A 20,957-nucleotide genomic window follows, 5' to 3' on the forward strand; every position below is an offset into this window, starting at 1 on the left:
AGCGGCATTTTCTTTTCCTTTATTGCTTTTATCTGTAGATTGAAATGCAGTCACAAAAAGGAAACACTAATATATGGAGGTGCTCACTTGAACAACAGCAACCACGCATCGAAATATCGCCGGACACTCGTTGTTCTCAGTGTGTTCGGATGTATTATATTAGGTGCCTTATTCTACTTTTTTACACAGACAACTGCAAAAGGAAGCACTCAGAACAGTCTTCCTAACTATAGCGCTTCTAATACAAATGCAACATCTGTTAGTAGCGAACGTCCTGATTATCATTTTACAGTACCGGACAAATGGAAAAACGATCCGCAACGTCCTATTTATTTTAAAGGAAAGTATCACTACTATTATCTCTATAACAAAGATTATCCGAATGGCAATGGCACCGAATGGCGTCATGCTACTTCTACCGATCTGATTCACTGGCAAGATCATGGAGTAGCCATTCCTAAATATACAAATAAAAATGGTGATCCATGGTCAGGTTCTGTCGTTGTCGATACGAACAATACCGCTGGATTTGGTAAAAATGCTTTTATCGCTATCGTAACGCAACCTTCAGCTAATGGTGGAGCACAAGAACAGTATCTATGGTATAGCAAAAATGGAGGTAACACCTTTACGCCTTATGGAAAAAAACCTATTTTATCCAATCCCGGAACTGCGGATTTTCGTGATCCGAAAATAACATGGGATGCTCGTTCCAAACACTGGATTATGTTAATGGCAGAAGGAAACAAAATAGGCTTTTACACATCGACTAATTTGAAGCATTGGACGTATACCAGTGGATTTCTTACAGACAATGTAGGGATACTGGAATGTCCTGATCTATACCTCATGCAAGCCGCCAATGGAGCCTATAAATGGGTACTGGGTGCGAGTGCTAATGGTCGCGGAGCAGGTAATCCAAATACGTATGCTTACTGGACAGGAAGCTTTAATGGCAAGAAATTTATAGCTGACCGCAAAGAACCGAAATGGTTGGATCATGGATTTGATTGGTATGCGGCAGTAACATTTGAGATTGCTGGAGCTTCTAATCCGTATAAACAACGTTATGCTTTTGGCTGGATGAACAATTGGGATTATGTGAACAATACACCGACGATGAAAGAAGGATTTAACGGCATGGATTCGATCGTTCGTAAAATACGACTTCGATTCAATGGTCAATCCTATGATCTATCTTCGCAACCGATCGGAGCAATCAGCCAGATTCCTGCATCTACCCAGACCGTTCAACGGATAGAAGTTGAAGACACGGAAGCACTCCCTATGAGCGGAGCTTCTTATCAGTTAGATGCTGATATTTCATGGTCTGACTTGAAAAATGTAGGATTACGTCTACGAGAGTCAGCGGACAAAAGCCGTCATGTGGATGTAGGAGTGTTCGTAGAAGGCAAGTATACGTATGTGAACCGAGCATACACCGGACATCCTGATACGAATGGAAAAAGTCTGGAAAGTCAGGCGGCATTTAATACCGATAAGAAAAAAGTTCATTTGCAAGTGTTAGTGGACAAAAATAGTATCGAAGTGTTTGTAGATGATGGTACAGTAGCATATTCGAGTCTGATTTTCCCGAACAAAGAAGATCAAGGAATCAGTCTATTTGCAGAAGGTGGCAAAGCCATTTTTGAAAATGTAGTTTTAAAACAATTTAATTCATAATCAATTAAGCCGAACCTTTTGAATCTCTATTCAATCAAAAGTGTTCGGCTTTTTTTGATAACAGTATCTTTGGTTCGTTAAGCGCTGATCGCAGCAATAAACTTTTCAAAATCGTCCAATTGTTCTTCTATAATGCCTTGAATAATTTCTACCTGTACGCCTTGATAATCGTGAATAGCTATATTCCGAAAACCGACCATGGCTTTGATACTTTGGTTCAGTTCTTTATCCAATATTCCATTGCGAAAAAGCAGATCAAACACATCTCGACTGCTCTGCGGTACTCCAAGATTACGTTCAGAAATGATATGTATCGCTAGATCAAGACAAGCTTCGCAAGCCCGTTGAAGATTTAAAATAATCGAATCTTGCTTGGTATAGTTGAATAAATTATCTTCTTCGCCGGCATATTCTTCAAGAATACGGGCAACACAGCGACGAATCGTAGCCGTTTTGTTAAGTAAAATATCGTGATTCATAGCGTGCCTCTTTTCTCTATAAAGTGATCTAGTAGATATTGTCGCTTATCATTCAATTGTACATACTCGCGAAAAGCCTGCATATAGGAGAGTTGCCTTAGCAAAGGATTTTCTTCATATAATACGATTCCTGTAGTAGCGATTTGAATCTGAAATACAGTGCTTGCTTCTTGAAAATCAATCAAATCTACATCTCGATCCAATAAGTCGGCTACTTGTTGTCCAATTCGAAATCGTTGGTATGTCGATCTGCGTATAGAAGATAAATAAGCAATATCAATATCACTTTCAGGTCGCATTGTACCTTTGGCAACCGAACCAAAAATAATAATTGTATGAGCATCGCATCGGCTACGCAACTCTTCCACAATAAGGAGTTGTTGCTGTTGAGACAAAGATAATATAGACAAGTGCAACAACTCCTTGATTGTGTAAAGTTTTATTTTATAGTCAGTAGATCAAGTATAATTACAGACTATTTCATGTGTACGGGTAATCACCTATTATGATAATGATTTGGTGAACAAGACATGAGGAATATCGGATTCTAAAAATACATCAGAAGATTGTACATATCCTAAGCGCTCATAAAAAGCTGCTGCTTGTGTCTGACCATGTAATTTGGCTTGAGTTAGCCCTTGTTCTCTTGCTAATTGTTCCATATGGTCAACAAGCATTTTGCCAACACCATACTTACGATATTCTTGTAGTACACAGATACGCTCTAACTTGGCTACTCCTTCAACAACACGCAGACGTGAAGTCGCCACAGGTGTCTCACCATCATATACAATAATATGCGGAATAGTTGTACTTGCATTATCCCACTCATCGTATTCTTCGTCCAAAGGTACACCTTGTTCATTCACAAATACGGCTTTGCGAACAAACAGGCAATGATCCAATTCATATTCATTTTCGACTTGCTTAATCAGTAGTTCCATCTGTAGGCTCCATCCTTTACTTCGTATTCTATAGTGATGCTTTCTGTTATTACTTCTATTAATAAATATGTGTACATAAAGAAGTAATAGACTGTCTTTATATTTTAACGAAATGATGATAAATGTAAACCGCCCCATTTTACAGCATCCACCAAAGTCTGTTAAAATATTGAAAAGACGAAGGAGTTGAATAAGATGAATGAGATGTTTACTAATCTAGGAGACCGTCCACTTGATGAAAATACACAAAGAGCCGCTCAATTCAAACATAAAGAACGAGAAAGCAGAGAACACAAAGGGTATTCTTTTCTATATGAAGCTACGAATTTGTTGATTGGCGTGGGTATACTGGCTGCTGTTGTAGGGATAGGTGTATGGTTAAGCTAATAGATAACGGATTACGATACCATTGAGCAAAAGAATCTGAATCTACATGTCAGGTTCTTTTTTTGTACATTATAATGATACATAGATACAGGTTAACATTTGCACAACAGACCAATCAATTATAGAATCGATAGAAGATTGTAAGCGAAGTTGAAAGGGGCACAGATATGATCGATTTTCCTTTACAAGAGGCACGTATTCGAGATCTGCAACAATGGATGGAGACAGGAGAACAGACTTCTGTATCGTTAACATCTTTATATATGCAGCGTATAGCAGAAATAGATCAGGATGGGCCGATGTTACGATCTGTTATTGAACTGAATCCAGATGCTATCTATATGGCTACTCAAATGGACCAAGAACGAGCTCAAGGACATGTTCGTAGTGAACTGCATGGCATACCTGTATTGATCAAAGACAATATTAATACAGGCGATCATATGCATACCAGTGCAGGATCGCTGGCATTAGCAGATTCGTTTGCACCGGAAGATGCTTTTTTAGTAAAGCAATTACGCAACGCTGGAGCGGTTATTTTAGGCAAAACTAATCTAACTGAAATGGCGAACTTTATGGCTTTTAATATGCAAAATGGATATAGTGCTCGCGGAGGGCAGACCCTTAACCCGTATGGCCCCGGACGATTAGATGTAGGCGGTTCAAGCGCAGGCTCGGGAGCGGCTGTAGCAGCCAATCTATGTGCAGTCGCTGTAGGCACAGAGACATCAGGTTCGATTCTGAATCCGTCAGGTAAAAACAGTCTGGTAGGTATCAAGCCTACACTGGGATTAATTAGCCGCACAGGAATTGTACCGATTACGTATACGCAAGATACAGCCGGGCCGATGGCAAGAAATGTAGAAGATGCAGCCATTTTGTTAAGTGCACTAACAGGCAAAGATGAACAAGATGTATCGACACAAATTTCACCAACACCTGCGCTTGATTATACCGATTATCTTGATCCAGAAGGACTACGTGGAGCAAGAATAGGAATTAACCGGGCATTTGAACAGCAATGTAGTGACGAAGAAAAGTCAATTATCGAAGCGTCGATAGAAGCGATGTATCATGCTGGAGCAGTGATTATAGAACATACCGATCTTCCAGAAATTGTATCAGAAGACATGACAGTATTATTATACGAATTCAAGTCTGCTCTGAATAGTTATCTATCCACGTTAGGAGCACATTCCAGAATTCGTACACTGCAAGATATGATTGATTATAATCATCTTCATCATCAAGACGCTCTTAAATATGGGCAGGAGATTTTAATCAAAGCCCAGTATGAAACATCAGGTACATTAACAGAAGGCAAATATATTCAAGCACGTCTTAACAACTGGCGCCAGGCGCGTGAAGAAGGAATCGACCGTCTGCTTCAAGAGCATCAGTTGGATGCCATCTTTACGCCATCCTGGCATACCGATGCACCAGCAGTAGGTGGTTATCCAGCGATTATTGTACCGGCAGGATATCGTAGAGACGGTATGCCTTTCGGAATCAGCTTTATGAGTACAGCGTACAAAGAACCTGACTTGATCCGAATCGCTTATGCTTTTGAAAAAACAGTGCCTGCACGCAGAAGTCCGATGTTATAAGCTGTTCATATAGGAGAAAAAAAGCAGTAATTCTGATCTCAGAGTTACTGCTTTTTTACGTGATTATTTATGCAAAAAAATAACTAAAAAATTTAGTAAATTAACTGTAAACTTTTTGCTGAATTTTGACGAAATAGTAAAATAGAACTATTTCACTAATGAGAATTCAACATATCGAAGGAGGCGCTTATGAACAGCGTATTAACACAAAATGACAAAACAAAAGCAACACCTTATGAAAGATTAGCTTCTAAGCTTTTGCTATATACATTGGCTATCATTTTAACCAGTTGTGTTCCTATTTATGGAGCAATGTATTTTCTTCATCTGGTTGATTTGTATGCATGGTTATATTTAATCGTTTGCGTATGTATTTTGGTACCAGCTGCTTTCTTTATTTTCAAAAAGACCAATCATTTATCTATAGGTAAATATCTATTAACACCATTATCATTTATCGCTTGTACGACAGTGATCTGGGTACTTCCTTCTCAAGCTTCATGGTCTGCTTTTCTAATCTATGTGACGCTTTCTGTCGTTTACTTGAATATGCGTGTAAGTATTGTAGCGACTATCTATGCTGTTGTTTTAGAAGCAGTGTTGCTACTATTTGATCCTATCGTTACAACGATCTCTGTATTGGATATTATTGTACTGGTGGTCGTAACGATCATGGTTGGATCTGCTGGTGTATCGATTTGTATTTTGGGTCAGAAAATGATGAGCAACTTGCATCAACAAAAAACGCAAATTGATAATTTACTTCAAGAAGTAGAACGTTCTGCACAAGAATTGACTGAGTTTGGTGGACAATTGCAACGTAATGCAGAAGATACCGATCGCATAGGTAAAGAATTAAATACAGGGTTTAATGAAATTGCTAAAGGTATTGATTCCCAAGCAAGTAGTATTGGCGAAATTAATACATCGATGCAAAATTCAGAAACATTTATTCGCAATATTGGTAATACTGCTAATCATATGACAGAGCTTGCTGAACGAACCGCTTCCTTAACACGTTCAGGCAATGAGCAGGTGATCCGTCTACGTGAAGGTGTGCATGAAGTAGGTCAGACGATTGATAACACACATGCTGCAATGGATACTTTACGTAATTATGCACAAGAAATTTCTTCCGTTTCTCAAGCTATCGAAAATATAGCTCGTCAAACTAATATGCTGTCATTTAACGCAGGAATCGAAGCTTCACGCGCTGGAGAACATGGTCGTGGCTTCGCTGTTATCGCTACTGAAATTCGTGATCTAGCTAGTGAAGCACAGCAATCGACCGTCTTGATTACCGATATTTTGCATCGTATTCATGATCAGACAGAAGTAGTATCCGGTCGTATTCAGCAAGGGAAAGAAGCGATTGATGTGATTCAGCTCTCTGCGGAACAGACAGAATCATCTTTTGGAGATATTATGACAGAAGCTAATACAGTATCAGATCGCTCGGTAGAAATTGGTGGTATGATCAAAGAATTGATCGAAGGTATTCGCCATTCTGTATTAGAAACAGGCACGATCTCTGCGGTTACAGAACAATCGAGTGCTTCTATTGAACAAATGACTTCAAGCTTACAAGAACAATCAACACGAGTAAGCAGTATTGCAAACAGTATTGATGAGTTAAAACAATTGATCGATATATTAAATCATTCATTGGATCAAAATAATGCTCTAGTAGAAAGTGACGAAATTGTGTCTGAAAAAGCTTCTTAATTTGTCAATAAACGGACAAAATGTATTCAGATTCATGCATGATTTCGACAAAATAATTACAGGAGTATCTACTTGCTTTCTGTAAAACAAAGATCAAAAAGTGTTGTAAAACGATTGAACAAACACTACTCATGTGGTTTTCACATACGAGTAGTGTTTTTTTTAGTGGTAATTATGCACGTTGGGTCTTTTGACCAGTTTCTTATTATAAGGATTGACTATTTCTGGAATATAGATGAATATATATGCATATAATTCCATTAATTGGTGCAAGGGATTATCGGCTGTACAGCACCATTTTTAGTTCATTATATTCTTCATCTGTAATCGTGCTTTACCTGATTCTCGCCACTCGATACATCTATATCTAGAAGGAGGAATTAGAATGCAGCAATCCCCGGTTTCTGTAGAGCAAATTATTACTATGATTAGTGAGGTAAAACAAGACCCTTCCTGTTTGACACGTCTAGACCGCGATTCTGATATTATTCACGATGCCGGACTGGATTCAATCCAATTGATTCATTTTATTTTACGTGTAGAAGATGACTTTAATGTCGAAATTGATTTTGAAGAGTTTGATATGGAGCATTTGGGCTCTATACAAGCGTTCTGCAATTTTGTGAGTCATGAGACAGGTCAAGACAATCTGACTGAAGAAAAGGTCAACACGTTATAAGCGCTTACATAAAAATTAAAGCGCTAACACTTATTAACCATAATTACACGCTTAGGTACTTATTCCAAACCGATTTTATCGAATACAGCTAACACATATTGATGTACAAATTGTGTACAAAATCACTTTTTCTGACACTTATCGGGCTTATGATGCTATGCGTCATCAGATTCAAGTATGCTTTGAACATTGAATTCAAAGGAAGAGGTGTTTTTTTTGCAACCAAGAAGCGAAGTAACCATTGACCGCAAAGAATTCCAACTGATCAAACGAACTGTTCGTAATGCAACTGTCTCTTACCGTAATCAGATTAAAGATCCGACATACAAAACGCCTATCCCTCAATCTCTAGGGATTAAATTAACCAACCGTTGTAATCTACGGTGTACACACTGTTTCCAATGGAATGAAGATGGATATCATCATCAAATGGATAAAGCGGAACAGAACATGGATTTGGATCCGGCTATTTTCAAACAACTGTTGGATGATACCAAAGAAGCTAAATCTCGCTTGTATCTATGGGGCGGAGAACCGATGTTCCACCGTCAATTTGGACAAATATTAGAATATATTCAAAATGATCGTCGTGAGATGACGATCTGTACTAATGGATTGCTGATCGACAAATTTTTGGAACCTATTTTGGATCTCTCTGAAAATTTAGAGTTACTTATTGCTGTTGAAGGATTTGAATATGAGCATAACCTGATTCGTGGTAAAGGCACATTTCAAAAAACAATGGCACAAATTGATCGCCTAGTTGAATTACGTGATCAAGGATTATACAAAGGCAGAATTTCTGTTCATGCGGTTATTAATGACAATATGATTGGACGTATGACTGAATTGCTAGAGTTTTTCGAATCGAAAAAGTTAGATCTAGTGATGCTGTGCTTCCCTTGGTATATTTCACGGGAAACATCGCTCAAAATGGATACGTATTTCTCAGAAAAATTCCAGTGGTTGCGTCAGTTGGATGAGCGTCATATCAGTAGCTGGCATGCATTTAAATATAAAATCAATCCAGATCGTATGGATGCATTGATGGAAGACTTGCATAAGATCAATGATCGTATCTGGAAAATCCGTGTTCGTTATCAACCAGGTCTAGATTACGATGAAATTGATAAGTTTATTCATGGTGATGAAATGACAAGTCGTTGTTCTAATCACTGTCTGGCGTTAACATCACGTACAGATATTGTACCGGATGGTAGTGTTATGCCTTGTAAATTCTTTTCTGAGTTTACTGTAGGGAACTTGAAAGAGAAAAGCTTGAAAGAAATCTGGGATTCTGAAGAATATGAAAATGTAAGACATATTATTAATAAAGAAGGGCTAACGCCTGCGTGCTCGAAGTGCAGTGTATTGTATCTACATGGTGCAGGTACAGTCAATTCGCTCGACTATATTTAAGAGCGGAGGGAGTTTATGAGACAGCAGCTATCTTTAATGGATGCTTTGACCGATCGGCGTGATAAAGGTCGCTTAGTATGGATTTTTAATATTGGCGCTGAATCGGTCTGGCATAATATCAGCAAAGGAGTGAGTGATCCCCAGGAACAAGAAGTAGTCAATCGAATAGAAGAGATGAATCTTTTACTCTGTCGTAAGCAGGATATTATGATTTTGCGTAAACAACCAGACCCGGATTATCTAGATATGTTGGAAAATCTGGGTTTTGAGTTACCTCGAATCGAGATTCCTGAAGGGGAAAGTGATGATCCTTTTGTATCGATATCGCAATTAATTTTGCAAGATGAAGCGCTGTTAGAACGATTGCAGTTATACGGTATGCAAGGGCGTGCAGCTTATGAAGAAACGTATCTGGTTCCTTATGCTGTTACACAGTGGGAAGAAGAAATTGCGCGTACTTGTGAGATTCCGTATATCGGAGCGCCTTCGGATATCTGTAAATTAGTCAATGACAAAATATTCAGTCGCCAAGCAGCGATTGAATTAGGATTCCCTGTCAGTAGCGGAACCGTATGTGCGACAGTAGAAGAGATTAGACGTGAGTGTTTGGCGATAGGTACAGCTGATGCAGAAGCGCAAATTATTATTAAAGAACCTTATGGCGCTTCTGGCAAAGGCTTGTATTTATTACAAGGTACGCAAAAGCTTGATGCAACGCTGAGTGTAATGAGCCGTTTTGCACGCAAGCAAAATAATCCAGACCAAGCATGGTTGGTGGAACGCTGGCACAAAAAGCAAATGGATCTAAATTACCAGATTTATATTCATCCTGATGGAGATGTAGAAGTCTTTTCACTCAAACGTCAGATTGTGGATGGTACTGTCTATATTGGGTCGTATATGCCTTCAGGTGTAAGCGAAACGATTCGGCAGCAATCCCGTCAATATGCGATGGAATTAGGGCACTATTTGTATGAAAAGCAGTATCGCGGGATCGCTTCGATAGATGCTTTTATTGATGAAAGTGGTGAGTTGATTCCTGTTATCGAAATTAACGGGCGTTTTACGTTATCCACGTATATTTCATTATTACCGCAAGTGTTTGGACTTAGAATATTTCGTTCTCGTTATTTCCGGCATATTACGAAAGAGCGCTTAACTTATCAAGCCCTTTGTCAGACGTTGGAAGAGCATGATCTGTTGTATACGTCTTTGCATCCATTTGGTGTATGGATTTATACGGCAGGTACATTATCAGCCAGTAAAACCACCAGCGGGTATAACAATCGGATTTTTGCGATTGTAATTGCAGATACTCAAAAGGAAGCGCAGCGACTGGAAGAACAATTGGAACACATTATTGCAGAATTATAACCAAGTGATCGTCAACGATATGTTAAAAGGAGGCACAACGATGGAAGTAAGTGAACAACAGGTTGTACCATTGCTTGCTCAAGTGTTAAAAATGGCTCCAGGCGATCTGGAAAATCTACAACCAGACGATGATCTACGAGAATACGGTCTTAATTCATTATCGGCAGTCGAATTAATTGTAGAGTTGGAAAACCATCTAAATATCATGATCGACGATGATAATCTACTATTGGAAGAATTATCGACGTTACGCCGAATTGAAAATATATTAGCCCAATATGTTTAAAAGGTCACTTGCCAAACAAGTTTTGCCTGAAACAGTAGGAGCGCCAGGACAGCATTGCTTTTATGCTAGCCTGCACGCTTTGCTACTGCGTCAAGGTGTATATACCGATGAAGCTGATTTGTATTTTCTTTGCAACGGGTTGTCGATCTCGTACAAAGGGAATTTCGATTCATTTGGTCTACGTCCGATGGCGGATTTGTTATCTCAATGGTCAACCAATACACAGGTTGAAGTGAAACATGTCACTATCGATCCTTCGCTTTCAAAGCGAAACGATTTTTTAATTTTACAGGATTGGTCTAATGCTTTGGAAAATGGAAAAAGTATTCTTTTGCATTTACAAAGTCATTGTCTGAATTTCCATCCGGTGTATCAAAATAACCCGAGTAAAGGGCATGTGATCCAATTATACGGGTTAGATATGAAGCAAGATGAAGCGTATGTATCTGATCATTTTTTGTTAGAAGAGTCAGGGCATGTGCTTAGTTATAGTGGCAAAACCAATCTCACTTTATTGTTAGAAGGCATATCAGAATACGCGTATCTCAATGGCAATCCAGCAGAAGAATTGAGTGTAAAAAAAGTCATTCAAGCGTGTGATCTTCATTTAGAGCAATTTTTGCAAGAAAGTTGGTCTGCCTATGCTGTTTTGTTCTGTGATCTGGATCGTCTGTTAGATATGGATGATGAACAATTTCGAGCCAGTTGCGATACGTTATATTACCAGTTACGGATAGAGAGCTTGATGCATTTACTGCAATATACCGAGCAATTTATTAGTCGGTATGAAGGATTGATGGGCGGTGAGCATTATACAGATCTATTGCGATCAGATCTGTATGAACTCAGACAAACATGGAAAAGACATCTGCTTCAATTGTACAAAATAGGTCTACGTGTTAATCGTGATAAATTACCAGAATATATTCAACATAGTCTGCGTTTATTAGCAGAATTAAAAGCGGTATTAGAACGCATGAGAATGACGGTACATCAGGTCCGTCTATAGGAATAGGCAACATGAAGGAGGTCGTGTCATCTGTCTGCTATCACATTAAATCAACTATCCAAAACATTTGAATATTACAAAAAAGAGCCCGGCTTACGCAAATCATTTTCCAATTTATTTAAACGGGAAAAACTGCATAAAGAAGCAGTGATCGATCTGAGCTTTGATATTAACGAAGGTGAGATTGTAGGCTTTCTTGGACCCAATGGAGCAGGAAAAACAACAACGCTCAAAATGTTATCCGGTATTCTACATCCTAGTGATGGAGAAGCTTCTGTGCTCGGATATACCCCGTGGGAACGTAAAAAAGAATTTAAACGTCAGTTCTCGATTGTGATGGGTCAAAAAAATCAATTGTGGTGGGATTTGCCTGCAAGCGATTCATTTGAACTCAACAAATTAATCTATGATCTGGACGATACTGAATATAAGCGCACACTGGATGAACTGGTAGAATTGCTCGGTGTAAGTGAACAGTTACATGTACAAGTACGCCGTCTGTCTCTAGGTGAACGGATGAAGATGGAATTGATTGCTTCGCTACTTCATCGTCCGAAAGTGATTTTGCTCGATGAACCGACGATCGGATTGGATATTATTTCACAAAGTAAAATTAGGCAGTTTTTCAAAACATACAATAAAACGTACAATACAACGATTTTGTTAACCAGTCATTATATGCGTGATATTGAAGATTTGTGTTCACGAACGATGATTATCAATCATGGACAACTGGTCTACGATGGTGATCTCAAAAGTGTAAATGATGTAATCGGTTCCTGGAAATTGCTCAAAATCCAACTATCAGCCCCAGTATCGGAACTGTCTTTAAATGGATACGGTAAAATCCGTTCTCGCTCTGAATTGGAAGTCGTATTTGAATTAAGCAAACACGATGTATTACGCAAATCCAAAGAAATACTGGATCATTTACCAGTGATTGATTTTACGATAGAAGATATTCCTTTAGAAGAAGGGATTGCGATTCTATACGAAAAAGGTGGATTGCCCCATGCCCAATAAAGTGTATCGCAAAATTTTACATATGGGGATCCAGAATGAAATGGAATACCGGACCAATTATTGGATTCAACTGGTGAGCTTTTTTGTACCAATGATGACCCAGTTTTTTTTATGGTTAGCGATTTTTCAATCCTCCGGTCAGGGAACGATAGTAGGATATACGTTTCAAGAAATGCTGATCTATATCATTATGGCGGCAGTCACAGGCAAATTAGTCGCAGCTGGATTTGAATACGAGATCGCTGGCGATATCAAAGAAGGCGGATTAGGTAAATTTTTGGTACAGCCATTAAATTATTTTGCATATCGCATTTTGAAATTTCTTGGAGCCAAAGCTGTTCAGTCTATTCTTGTTATTGTATTTGCAGCAGTCGTATTAATCTGGTTGCGGATCGGTCTACATGTTCCTGTCGGTTGGGATAGTGCGCTACGTTATCTGATTGCATTACCCGGCGCTTTGTTACTGAATTTTGTCATCTATTATGCACTTAGTGGTATTGCTTTCTGGCTAACAGAATCTACCGGATTATTTTATACGTTATCGTTGATTATTTATATTGCTAGTGGCAGCGTATTTCCGTTAACGATTTTCGGAGAGACTATCGCCAAATTATTAGGCATGTTGCCTTTTTCCTATATTGTCTTTTTTCCTGTCAATATGATTACAGGCAAATTAACTCCAACAGAAGCGGTAACAGGGATTGGTATGCAGTGGTTATGGATCGTTGTTATTTTGCTAGTAGCTAGGTGGGTATGGAGTTCAGGAGTGCGCCGTTATGTAGCGGTGGGAGGATAATGATATGCAAATGATCTGGAAAGAAGCAAAGCGATATTCACGTATTTATGGACGGTTTATGAAATTCTCTGTGATGTCGCAAATGGAATACCGTACTAATTTTATTACAGCTTTTCTGATTGAGACTGCGTATCTACTGATCAAGCTATTATATGCGATTCTGCCTTATCAGGTAGGAACCGATATTAATGGCTGGTCGCCGGATGCGATTTTGTTATATGTAGGCGTATTTACGATTATGAGTGGATTGTATAGCGGATTGTTTTTTACTAATTTCACACAGTTACCGGATAAAGTGCGTACCGGTTCACTGGATGTGTTGATTACCAAGCCAATCTCATTGCAATTTGCAGTGACTTTACGCCAATTTGAATTAGGATATACGATTCCAAATGTGGTCGGTGGCGCTATTATGGTTGCGATTGGCTGGAGTCGAATGGGCTTACCGGTAGACTTTTACCATGTGGGTGGGTTTATCTTTTTTATCGCTATCGGAGTGTTGATTGCTTATTCGGTATTTCTATTGCCTCAATTGCTTGCATTTTGGACAGTACAGACGACAGGAGTCACCGATATGTCCAATAGCGTTTTTGAAACGAATTATGTTCCGATGGCTGTTTATAATCGTATTATTCAGCGTTTGGGAACCTTTTTATTGCCTGTGTTCGTGATTTGCAATTTTCCACCTATGTTTGTGATGGGTGCTCTGAATCCAGGGATGATCTGGTGGGCATTGCTTGCACCGGTCTGGTTGTTAATTATTATTCGTGTGATCTGGAGTTATGCTTTGCGTCATTATTCCAGTGCCAGTCAATAATGAGCTACTAACTAAAGGAGGAATATACATATGAGTGAACGTGTTGGTAACCAGTCATTACTACACATGGGTGCTTTTGAAGCCGAATTGTACTGGCGTGAAGATGATCTAGCTACTTTGCCAGCTTTACCTGATAAAGAAGCAGAAAAAATAGTTACGGCGATGGATGAACTGTTATTTACTTTTTGCCATCCAGGAGATCTGCTATTTACCCGTTATGCAATCGAGCCAGCACAGCGTCAATATATTCAGCAATTGGGCTTTAGCGTATATGGAAATACGCAAGATTTGGAAATGGATGCTGCCAAAATCAAAGATCATATTTTAGCAGGGCAAGATCAGACGATGGCAGGAATCAATCGCTTGAGTGCAGGCAAGCAAGCAGGGATGTCTGCACGTCCTGTGTCTGTTTTCCAGTGGATGCAAGAACAAGATGAACAGCTAACCGCTCCATTTCCACTATCTACGATGACTTTATCTCCATTTGCATGGATTCCTCATATCGAAGAGATGAATCAACGATTTGGGATCGGTTATCATGCTCCTGATCTGGAAGTCGTCAAAAAGGTCAATACCAAACACTATTCTGCTCAAATGAAACAAAAGCTCAACTTGAGCGGTGTAGGGGTACTTGTAGAAAGCAGTGAAGAACTGGTTGAAAAAGGAAGTGAATGGCTGAAAGAAGGGTCTTTTTTAATCAAAGACAATTACGGTGTATCAGGCAAAGGTAATATGCTGATCGATTCTCCTGAACTTCTTGTACGGATTGGTCATGGTCTGCATAAACAAGAAGAAAAAGGGAAAAAAGTTCAATTTCTAATCGAAAAGTATCTGCAAAAAGAACGTGATTTTTCCTGTCAATTCTATATTGATCCACAAGGAAATATCGAAATGCTATCTGTTCAATGGTTGGCTAACTCTCAATTTGCTTATCGTGAGTCACTTTCTCCTGATCCTGCTTTTATGGTGCGACTGGAACAAGAAGGTTATTTTGCTTTGATGGAGCAGATCGGTAAGCAGTTGTATCAAGATGGTTATTTTGGACATGTCTGTATTGATTCTATGGTGTTGCAAGATGGTAGTCTTGAGCCAATGGTGGAAATTAACGCTCGCAAATCAATGAGCTTGATCAAGCACCAGATGGATCAATATCTACGTACGTACGGACTGGTAGGTAATATGACCAACTATAATGTGTCCCATACAGGCGAAGTCTCGCACGAGCAATTGCTTCATCTTTTAGAACAAGCGAATCTGCTCTATCTGCCGAATCGCCAACAAGGTATTATCCCATTAACATCAGCCGCTTTACATGTTAATCACCGCTTCCGTAATGATAACAAAAAGCACAAAGGCAGAATCTACCTTTCGGTTGTAGCTACTCATGACTATATCAAGCAACAACTATTGACTCGATTTGAACAACTATTAGAAACAAACCAATTTAGCATATTAAATTAATCAAATAGCGAATGTTCTACTTTAATATTCACTTCTATTCATTTTTATCACTCAACATATAGTTCTTTTCTTCACCATCCTATACATGGAAGGATTTGATGATCATGACTGTAACGATATTGTGCTCTGGTTTTGGATTAGGCTTTTATACACCCGGTCTACTTGTAGAAGCAAGCTTGAAGCGTATGGGTATTCCGACAGACGTTCTTGTATTTGAAAATGTTATGCAATCCGATCAATTGCAAAAAGTAGATAAAAGCCGGCAAGCATATCATGCTGATTTTTCAGTTGCATTGATGTCTCAGCGAATTCCACAAGATATCCGCAAAAGTATGGATGATGAACAGATTGCAACATTGTTACAGCAGTGGGAATCCGAAGGAAGGCAACATTTTATTTGTTTATCAGGGCACTGGATATACATTTTAGATCGCTATCGGGAGCAGGTAGGCGAAGCCAATATCCATGTGGATTTATTGTATCTGGATGTGGTCGATTCTCCTTCCTGGAAAAGTGTACGCAAACGATTAGGTCAGCTACATGAGAGTTATCATGAAGTCTGGCTATTTGGTCATGGAGAACAAGAGATGTACACGTATATCGATATCCCTTTGTCAGACCCTGTGATTCCGTATAGTCAAAGGCAACATCGACTGCTGGTACATGGCGGTGGCTGGGGGATGGGGACGTATCGTGAACGTATTGCCGAATTAGAACAAGTAGGCTATGGACTGGATATTATTCTATATGATCAAGATGAACGAGGCACTTCAGAACAAGGGCAACGCTATTATCGAATGAATCCAGAATGGCGTACATGGCAACAAAATGAACAGGGTAAGCATACCTTTCCGCCATTAGGAGAAGTGCAAGCAGATCAGTCTGTTCAGTATGAATCACGAGCAGAGTATCATATTTTGTGCGAGATTGAACGCAATGTACAAGCGATCGTGAGCAAGCCCGGTGGAGGGACATTAGCAGATTCTTTTGCACTCAGTACGCCGATTATCTTTTTAGATCCTTTTGGTGAACATGAAGCTCAGAATGCAGCTCAATGGGAAAAATACGGATTCGGATTATCTTATGAACGTTGGATGAGTGAATATGGTGGAGGTACCGATATTTTGGAACAGATGCATCAGCAATTACTACAAGCCCGTCAACAATTTCCAGCGTACGCAGATGAGTATATTCAACGTCATATGCAGCTTCTTCATCCTACGATGGCTAAAGGTACATTATGATGAAATCTTCGGAAATGAGTATCAGGCAATCCACCACAGACGCAGATGAACATATTCTTTCGGCTCAAGTAAGTCACCATCCAGAATCAACTGTCAAATTAGGCATTCTAGGCTGTTCAGGAATTGTGCCACGTGCTGTTCTTGATCCTGCACCTTATGTCGATGGACTGGAAATTGTAGGCGTTGCTAATCGCACTTTATCCAAAGCCGAATCGCTAGCAGAACATTATGGAATTGCAACGATTTATAACAGTTTGGACGAATTATTAGCTGATCCTCAACTGGATGCTGTCTATATAGGGCTGAGTAACGAACTGCATGCAACATGGATTCGCAAAGCATTATCCGCAGGCAAACACGTACTGGTTGAGAAACCACTTTGTTTGTATCCAGAAGAATTGCCGATGATGGGTGCCGCGGCACAGCATTATGGATTGCAATTGATCGAAGGGATTATGGTAGCACATCATCCGTGGCAACATACATTGCGTGAGTTGATTCAGTCTGGTGAATATGGAGATTTGATACGTACAGTGACCCAGCTTACGATACCCGCCAAAGACAATCATCAGGATAATTACCGAAGCCATCCAGAGCAAGGCGGAGGATGTTTCTGGGATTTAGGTTGTTATTGGCTCCAATTTTTACAACAGGTGATCGGTATACAACATGGTGAATTTGATGGACAATCTCTATTTGATGGGCCGAATGGATGCGATTGGACATTTGAAGCGCAAGCCAGACTTGCTCATGGAGTAACAGCAGAAGCGATATTCTCATTTGAGAAGCCGTATAGTAGCCGTCATATTGTCTACCTTGAACACGCAACGATAACGATTAATGACTTTTTCCGCTGTAATCTAGGCTTTTATAAATTGAAGTTAAAGATTGCGTTGCTGGAAAATGGGCAAGAAACAGGTGAAGTTCGTTATCATACCTTTGAGCCAATGAATTATTATGTAAATCAATTACGCTTTTTTCGTGATACGGTTCATCATCCGTCCAATCATCATTCGTTGGATGAATCGGTAGAGCGTATCCACCTGCTATCTCATATTCATGCGACTGCCAAATCCAAAAGTGTTATATCTTGAGTTATCCATACAGATATGTGGCTTAGCAAACATCTTTTTCTTATCAAAATCTTTTTCTCGTTGAACATGGTTGCATGTGTAATGCCAAATGGTTAGGAGATGAACATGGATGAGTCATTTATCAGAAAATAATCCTTTATATGAAGCGTTACAGCAGTATCCAACGCCTTTTTATTATTACAATGGAGATCAATTAGCTGATCATATTCACTCTTTTCAACAAATGCTACATCCCAAGGTTCAATTGCATTATGCGTTAAAAGCCAATAACAATATAGCGATAGCTAGCCTTTTACGTGAATGGGGCTGTCATATTGAGATTGCTTCTTTAGGAGAATTGCGTCTCGCTGAAGCGGCAGGGTATTTACCAGAAGAGATTATTTATACAGGCCCGGGGAAAAGTGAAAAAGAATTACGGACAGCGATAGCGCATCAGATTTATTGTATCAATATCGAATCACTGGCAGAGTTAGAAACGATTCATCAGATTGCTACAGAATATGATTGCCATGTAAGAGTCGGTATTCGGGTGAATCCAGATGGAGAAGGAATAGGGGGATCGTCCATTCAGATGGCAGGTGTAGCCCGACCATTTGGGATTGATGAGTCTCAACTTGATCAAGTATTTCAGCGTGCGGCTGAGATGTCACATATTCAAGTGATCGGTATTCAAGTCTATGCGGGTACACAGATTATGGATGCAGAGGTGTTGCTGAGTAATTTTAGATATACTTTATCTTTAGCAGCCCAACTTCAAGCTAGATATCCGGTTCAACTGGATATTGTGAATCTGGGTGGTGGATTTGGAGTTCCTTACTTTTCCCATGAACGTCCACTGGATATAGAATATGTGATGCAACAACTGACACTGCTCATAGATGAATATAGTGTTCATCTGCCCCATAGTTCTTTTATTATCGAAAGTGGTCGCTATTTATTAGCCGCTGCTGGAATCTATGTCTGTCAGGCGCAATACACCAAAGTATCCAAAGGCGAACATTTTGTGATTGTAGATGGTGGGATGCACCACCATGCAGGAGCTACATTTCGAGGTAGACGACCACGCAACAATTATCCGATCGAAATTATTCCAAGACATCATACGTCAGATACAGAGCAGACGCAGGTTACCAGTATTGTAGGGCCTCTGTGTACGCCGGATGATTGTTTATTCAAAAATGTAGAGTTGCCTGTTATCCATGCTGGTGATTACATATGTATTCTGCAATCCGGTGCGTATGGATTAACATACAGCCCTATTCAATTTCTAGGGCATGCTACACCTGCTGAGGTGCTGTATTATAAAGGCAAATCGTATTTGATTCGTGAGCAAGGCGATCCTGAAGATTTGTTACTGCGACAGCAAAATATCGTACCTTCTACAGAATGGACGGCGGTGCCATGATGAATTCTAGTACGTATTCCTATACTCATTACGAAGCATCGTTAGCCCGTCAACCTATTCCGTCTGATTCGCAGAAAATCTTGCCTTTAGCTAAACCTTTTGTTAAAGGATATCAATACTTAGGGTATGCTCTATCTGTTATTATGACTCATGAAGAGTGTTTGCCGTGGGTGTATCATCAATTTATCCAGTTAAGTTCTCCTAATTACCAGTGGGTTGATTTTTACCATCCACATGACTTTAGTGATTACCCCTGGTTGGAGACGAATGAGACCGATTGTGCAGATCTGAATGCAGAGCAATTGATTCATACATGGATACAGCTTATTAATGAAGAAAAGTATCTGGTGATGTTTATTGATGAATTTTATTTGTCCCATACTGCTTTTTATCAAGAAGAGCATTATTCTCATGATATTATGCTACATGGATATGATTTGGAGCAGGGTATATTCTGGGCAAGCGGATACAATCGTGATTTTCAATATGGAGAGTATTCTATTCCTATCGAAGAAGTGCTAGCAGCTCATTTCTCATTTCAAGAATCGCATAAGCGTCTCATTACGATTCGCTATCAGCAAGCACCTGTACATTCTCCCAAAGTGATCGCTGTAGTTGTTACATTAGACGGTCTGATTGAACAGTTGCAAGACTATGTAGATTCTCGTCCTTCATCTTGGAGACGCAATGATATTCAGCAAGCCAGCGCCCACTTTTATGGTATGGAAATCTATGATATTTTACAAAATAGTATTCAGAACTTTATCGATAATCATATCAAAGCCGATATTCGGGCATTCCATATCTGGTACGAACACAAAGAAGCGATGGAGCAACGATTAACGTATTTGATGCAAAATGTAACAGGCTTACAAGCGATAGTAGAACAGCATCCTACACTGATGCCAGCGCTAAAAGAACTAACTCGTAAAGCAACGATTATTCGTAATCTATTGCTCAAATACAATCGAAGTCACAATATAGCTAGCTTAGAGCGCGCGTCGCAAATGCTCTATACGATGCGTGGTGAAGAAGAAGTAGCCTTGCAAATGATGCTCACTGTGCTCAAGCAAAGTATTCAGCCTGTATCTGTATTGGAGCAATCGCGTGAATTAAAACGGCGTGTCGTAGATCGTCAGCTACGCAAAACGGTCGAAGACCGATTGATAATCTTCGATCAATTAGAAAAGCTAGATCATCCTAATGAATGGATAGAAATTATGCTGATTATTGATCAACAGTTATGGGAACAGTTAGCTCAGACTGATTCAGTACGGACAGATCGTCTGATTGCTTTCTGGTGCGAACTGCTTCAAACCAAACCGTGGGTAGCCAGTCAATATGATACATTACGTAATGTGGTAGAGCGAATGCAGAAGGTGGCACAAGATGAGCAAGTCAAAGCCCAGTTAGAGTATTGGCACACAACGATGACTGCTATTCGTTCTCAATAAATCATCAAGTGTATAGAATAATTCAGATTATTGACATGAAATCATAAATAGCCGTAGGACTCTCTAATCAT

General features: G+C 39.5%; 20 protein-coding genes. 17 read left to right on the forward strand and 3 right to left on the reverse strand.

All coding sequences use genetic code 11. The features are described 5' to 3' along the window. Positions 1-87 precede the first annotated feature (87 nt). Positions 88-1,683 carry a glycoside hydrolase family 32 protein gene (locus PQ456_RS07030; RefSeq protein ID WP_273615487.1) on the forward strand — a complete coding sequence of 532 codons (1,596 nt, stop codon included), beginning with the start codon at positions 88-90 and terminating at the stop codon, positions 1,681-1,683. 77 nt (positions 1,684-1,760) lie between these two features. Here PQ456_RS07030 and hepT read toward each other — a convergent pair whose 3' ends face one another. The 3 genes from hepT to PQ456_RS07045 form a co-directional block, all read right to left on the reverse strand. Then, entirely contained in the window at positions 1,761-2,162 is a 402-nt protein-coding gene (gene hepT, locus PQ456_RS07035) for a type VII toxin-antitoxin system HepT family RNase toxin (RefSeq protein WP_273615488.1), read from the reverse strand. Continuing rightward, positions 2,159-2,572, reverse strand: coding sequence for a type VII toxin-antitoxin system MntA family adenylyltransferase antitoxin (gene mntA / locus PQ456_RS07040; protein WP_273615489.1), 414 nt, complete (start codon positions 2,570-2,572; stop codon positions 2,159-2,161). The genes hepT and mntA overlap by 4 nt, the downstream gene beginning before the upstream one ends. 93 nt (positions 2,573-2,665) lie before the next feature. Then, a complete protein-coding gene (locus PQ456_RS07045) occupies positions 2,666-3,106 on the reverse strand; it encodes a GNAT family N-acetyltransferase (RefSeq protein WP_273615490.1) in 441 nt (146 codons plus the stop codon). Positions 3,107-3,301: 195 nt separating this feature from the next. Between PQ456_RS07045 and PQ456_RS07050 the strand changes: the two genes are divergently transcribed. The 16 genes from PQ456_RS07050 (at position 3,302) to PQ456_RS07125 (ending at position 20,886) form a co-directional block, all read left to right on the forward strand. Next, the gene (locus PQ456_RS07050; RefSeq protein WP_273615491.1) at positions 3,302-3,493 is read left to right on the forward strand and encodes a hypothetical protein; all 192 of its coding nucleotides are present in this window, start codon (positions 3,302-3,304) and stop codon (positions 3,491-3,493) included. Positions 3,494-3,660: 167 nt separating this feature from the next. Next, positions 3,661-5,100: an amidase gene (locus PQ456_RS07055; protein ID WP_273615492.1), complete on the forward strand. Its 1,440-nt coding sequence runs from the start codon at positions 3,661-3,663 to the stop codon at positions 5,098-5,100. 189 nt (positions 5,101-5,289) lie between these two features. Then, on the forward strand, positions 5,290-6,825 hold the full coding sequence (locus PQ456_RS07060; protein WP_273615493.1) for a methyl-accepting chemotaxis protein: 1,536 nt from the start codon (positions 5,290-5,292) through the stop codon (positions 6,823-6,825). Positions 6,826-7,210: 385 nt separating this feature from the next. After that, positions 7,211-7,504: an acyl carrier protein gene (locus PQ456_RS07065; protein ID WP_204824873.1), complete on the forward strand. Its 294-nt coding sequence runs from the start codon at positions 7,211-7,213 to the stop codon at positions 7,502-7,504. 216 nt (positions 7,505-7,720) lie between these two features. After that, on the forward strand, positions 7,721-8,923 hold the full coding sequence (locus PQ456_RS07070; protein ID WP_204824872.1) for a radical SAM/SPASM domain-containing protein: 1,203 nt from the start codon (positions 7,721-7,723) through the stop codon (positions 8,921-8,923). 15 nt (positions 8,924-8,938) lie between these two features. Continuing rightward, positions 8,939-10,297, forward strand: a complete 1,359-nt coding sequence (locus tag PQ456_RS07075) for a preATP grasp domain-containing protein (RefSeq protein WP_273615494.1) — start codon at positions 8,939-8,941, stop codon at positions 10,295-10,297. A 40-nt stretch (positions 10,298-10,337) separates the two neighbouring features. Further along, positions 10,338-10,583 carry an acyl carrier protein gene (locus tag PQ456_RS07080; protein WP_204824870.1) on the forward strand — a complete coding sequence of 82 codons (246 nt, stop codon included), beginning with the start codon at positions 10,338-10,340 and terminating at the stop codon, positions 10,581-10,583. Next, complete coding sequence (locus tag PQ456_RS07085; RefSeq protein WP_273615495.1) at positions 10,576-11,592, forward strand: BtrH N-terminal domain-containing protein; 1,017 nt, start codon at positions 10,576-10,578, stop codon at positions 11,590-11,592. The genes PQ456_RS07080 and PQ456_RS07085 overlap by 8 nt, the downstream gene beginning before the upstream one ends. 30 nt (positions 11,593-11,622) lie before the next feature. Next, positions 11,623-12,615: an ABC transporter ATP-binding protein gene (locus tag PQ456_RS07090; protein ID WP_273616269.1), complete on the forward strand. Its 993-nt coding sequence runs from the start codon at positions 11,623-11,625 to the stop codon at positions 12,613-12,615. Beyond that, positions 12,605-13,411, forward strand: coding sequence for an ABC transporter permease (locus tag PQ456_RS07095; RefSeq protein WP_273615496.1), 807 nt, complete (start codon positions 12,605-12,607; stop codon positions 13,409-13,411). Before PQ456_RS07090 ends, PQ456_RS07095 begins: the two co-directional genes overlap by 11 nt. 4 nt (positions 13,412-13,415) lie before the next feature. Beyond that, positions 13,416-14,228 carry an ABC transporter permease gene (locus PQ456_RS07100; RefSeq protein ID WP_273615497.1) on the forward strand — a complete coding sequence of 271 codons (813 nt, stop codon included), beginning with the start codon at positions 13,416-13,418 and terminating at the stop codon, positions 14,226-14,228. A 30-nt stretch (positions 14,229-14,258) separates the two neighbouring features. Continuing rightward, entirely contained in the window at positions 14,259-15,689 is a 1,431-nt protein-coding gene (locus PQ456_RS07105; RefSeq protein WP_273615498.1) for an ATP-binding protein, read from the forward strand. Positions 15,690-15,793: 104 nt separating this feature from the next. Further along, on the forward strand, positions 15,794-16,933 hold the full coding sequence (locus PQ456_RS07110) for a UDP-glucuronosyltransferase (RefSeq protein ID WP_273615499.1): 1,140 nt from the start codon (positions 15,794-15,796) through the stop codon (positions 16,931-16,933). Beyond that, positions 16,933-18,027 carry a Gfo/Idh/MocA family protein gene (locus tag PQ456_RS07115; protein ID WP_273615500.1) on the forward strand — a complete coding sequence of 365 codons (1,095 nt, stop codon included), beginning with the start codon at positions 16,933-16,935 and terminating at the stop codon, positions 18,025-18,027. Before PQ456_RS07110 ends, PQ456_RS07115 begins: the two co-directional genes overlap by 1 nt. 109 nt (positions 18,028-18,136) lie before the next feature. Continuing rightward, on the forward strand, positions 18,137-19,432 hold the full coding sequence (locus PQ456_RS07120) for a type III PLP-dependent enzyme (RefSeq protein WP_273615501.1): 1,296 nt from the start codon (positions 18,137-18,139) through the stop codon (positions 19,430-19,432). Then, complete coding sequence (locus PQ456_RS07125) at positions 19,429-20,886, forward strand: hypothetical protein (protein WP_273615502.1); 1,458 nt, start codon at positions 19,429-19,431, stop codon at positions 20,884-20,886. Before PQ456_RS07120 ends, PQ456_RS07125 begins: the two co-directional genes overlap by 4 nt. Positions 20,887-20,957 lie beyond the last annotated feature (71 nt).

It is taken from the genome of Paenibacillus kyungheensis (assembly GCF_028606985.1).
In the GTDB taxonomy this organism is placed as follows: Bacteria; Bacillota; Bacilli; order Paenibacillales; family Paenibacillaceae; genus Saccharibacillus; species Saccharibacillus kyungheensis.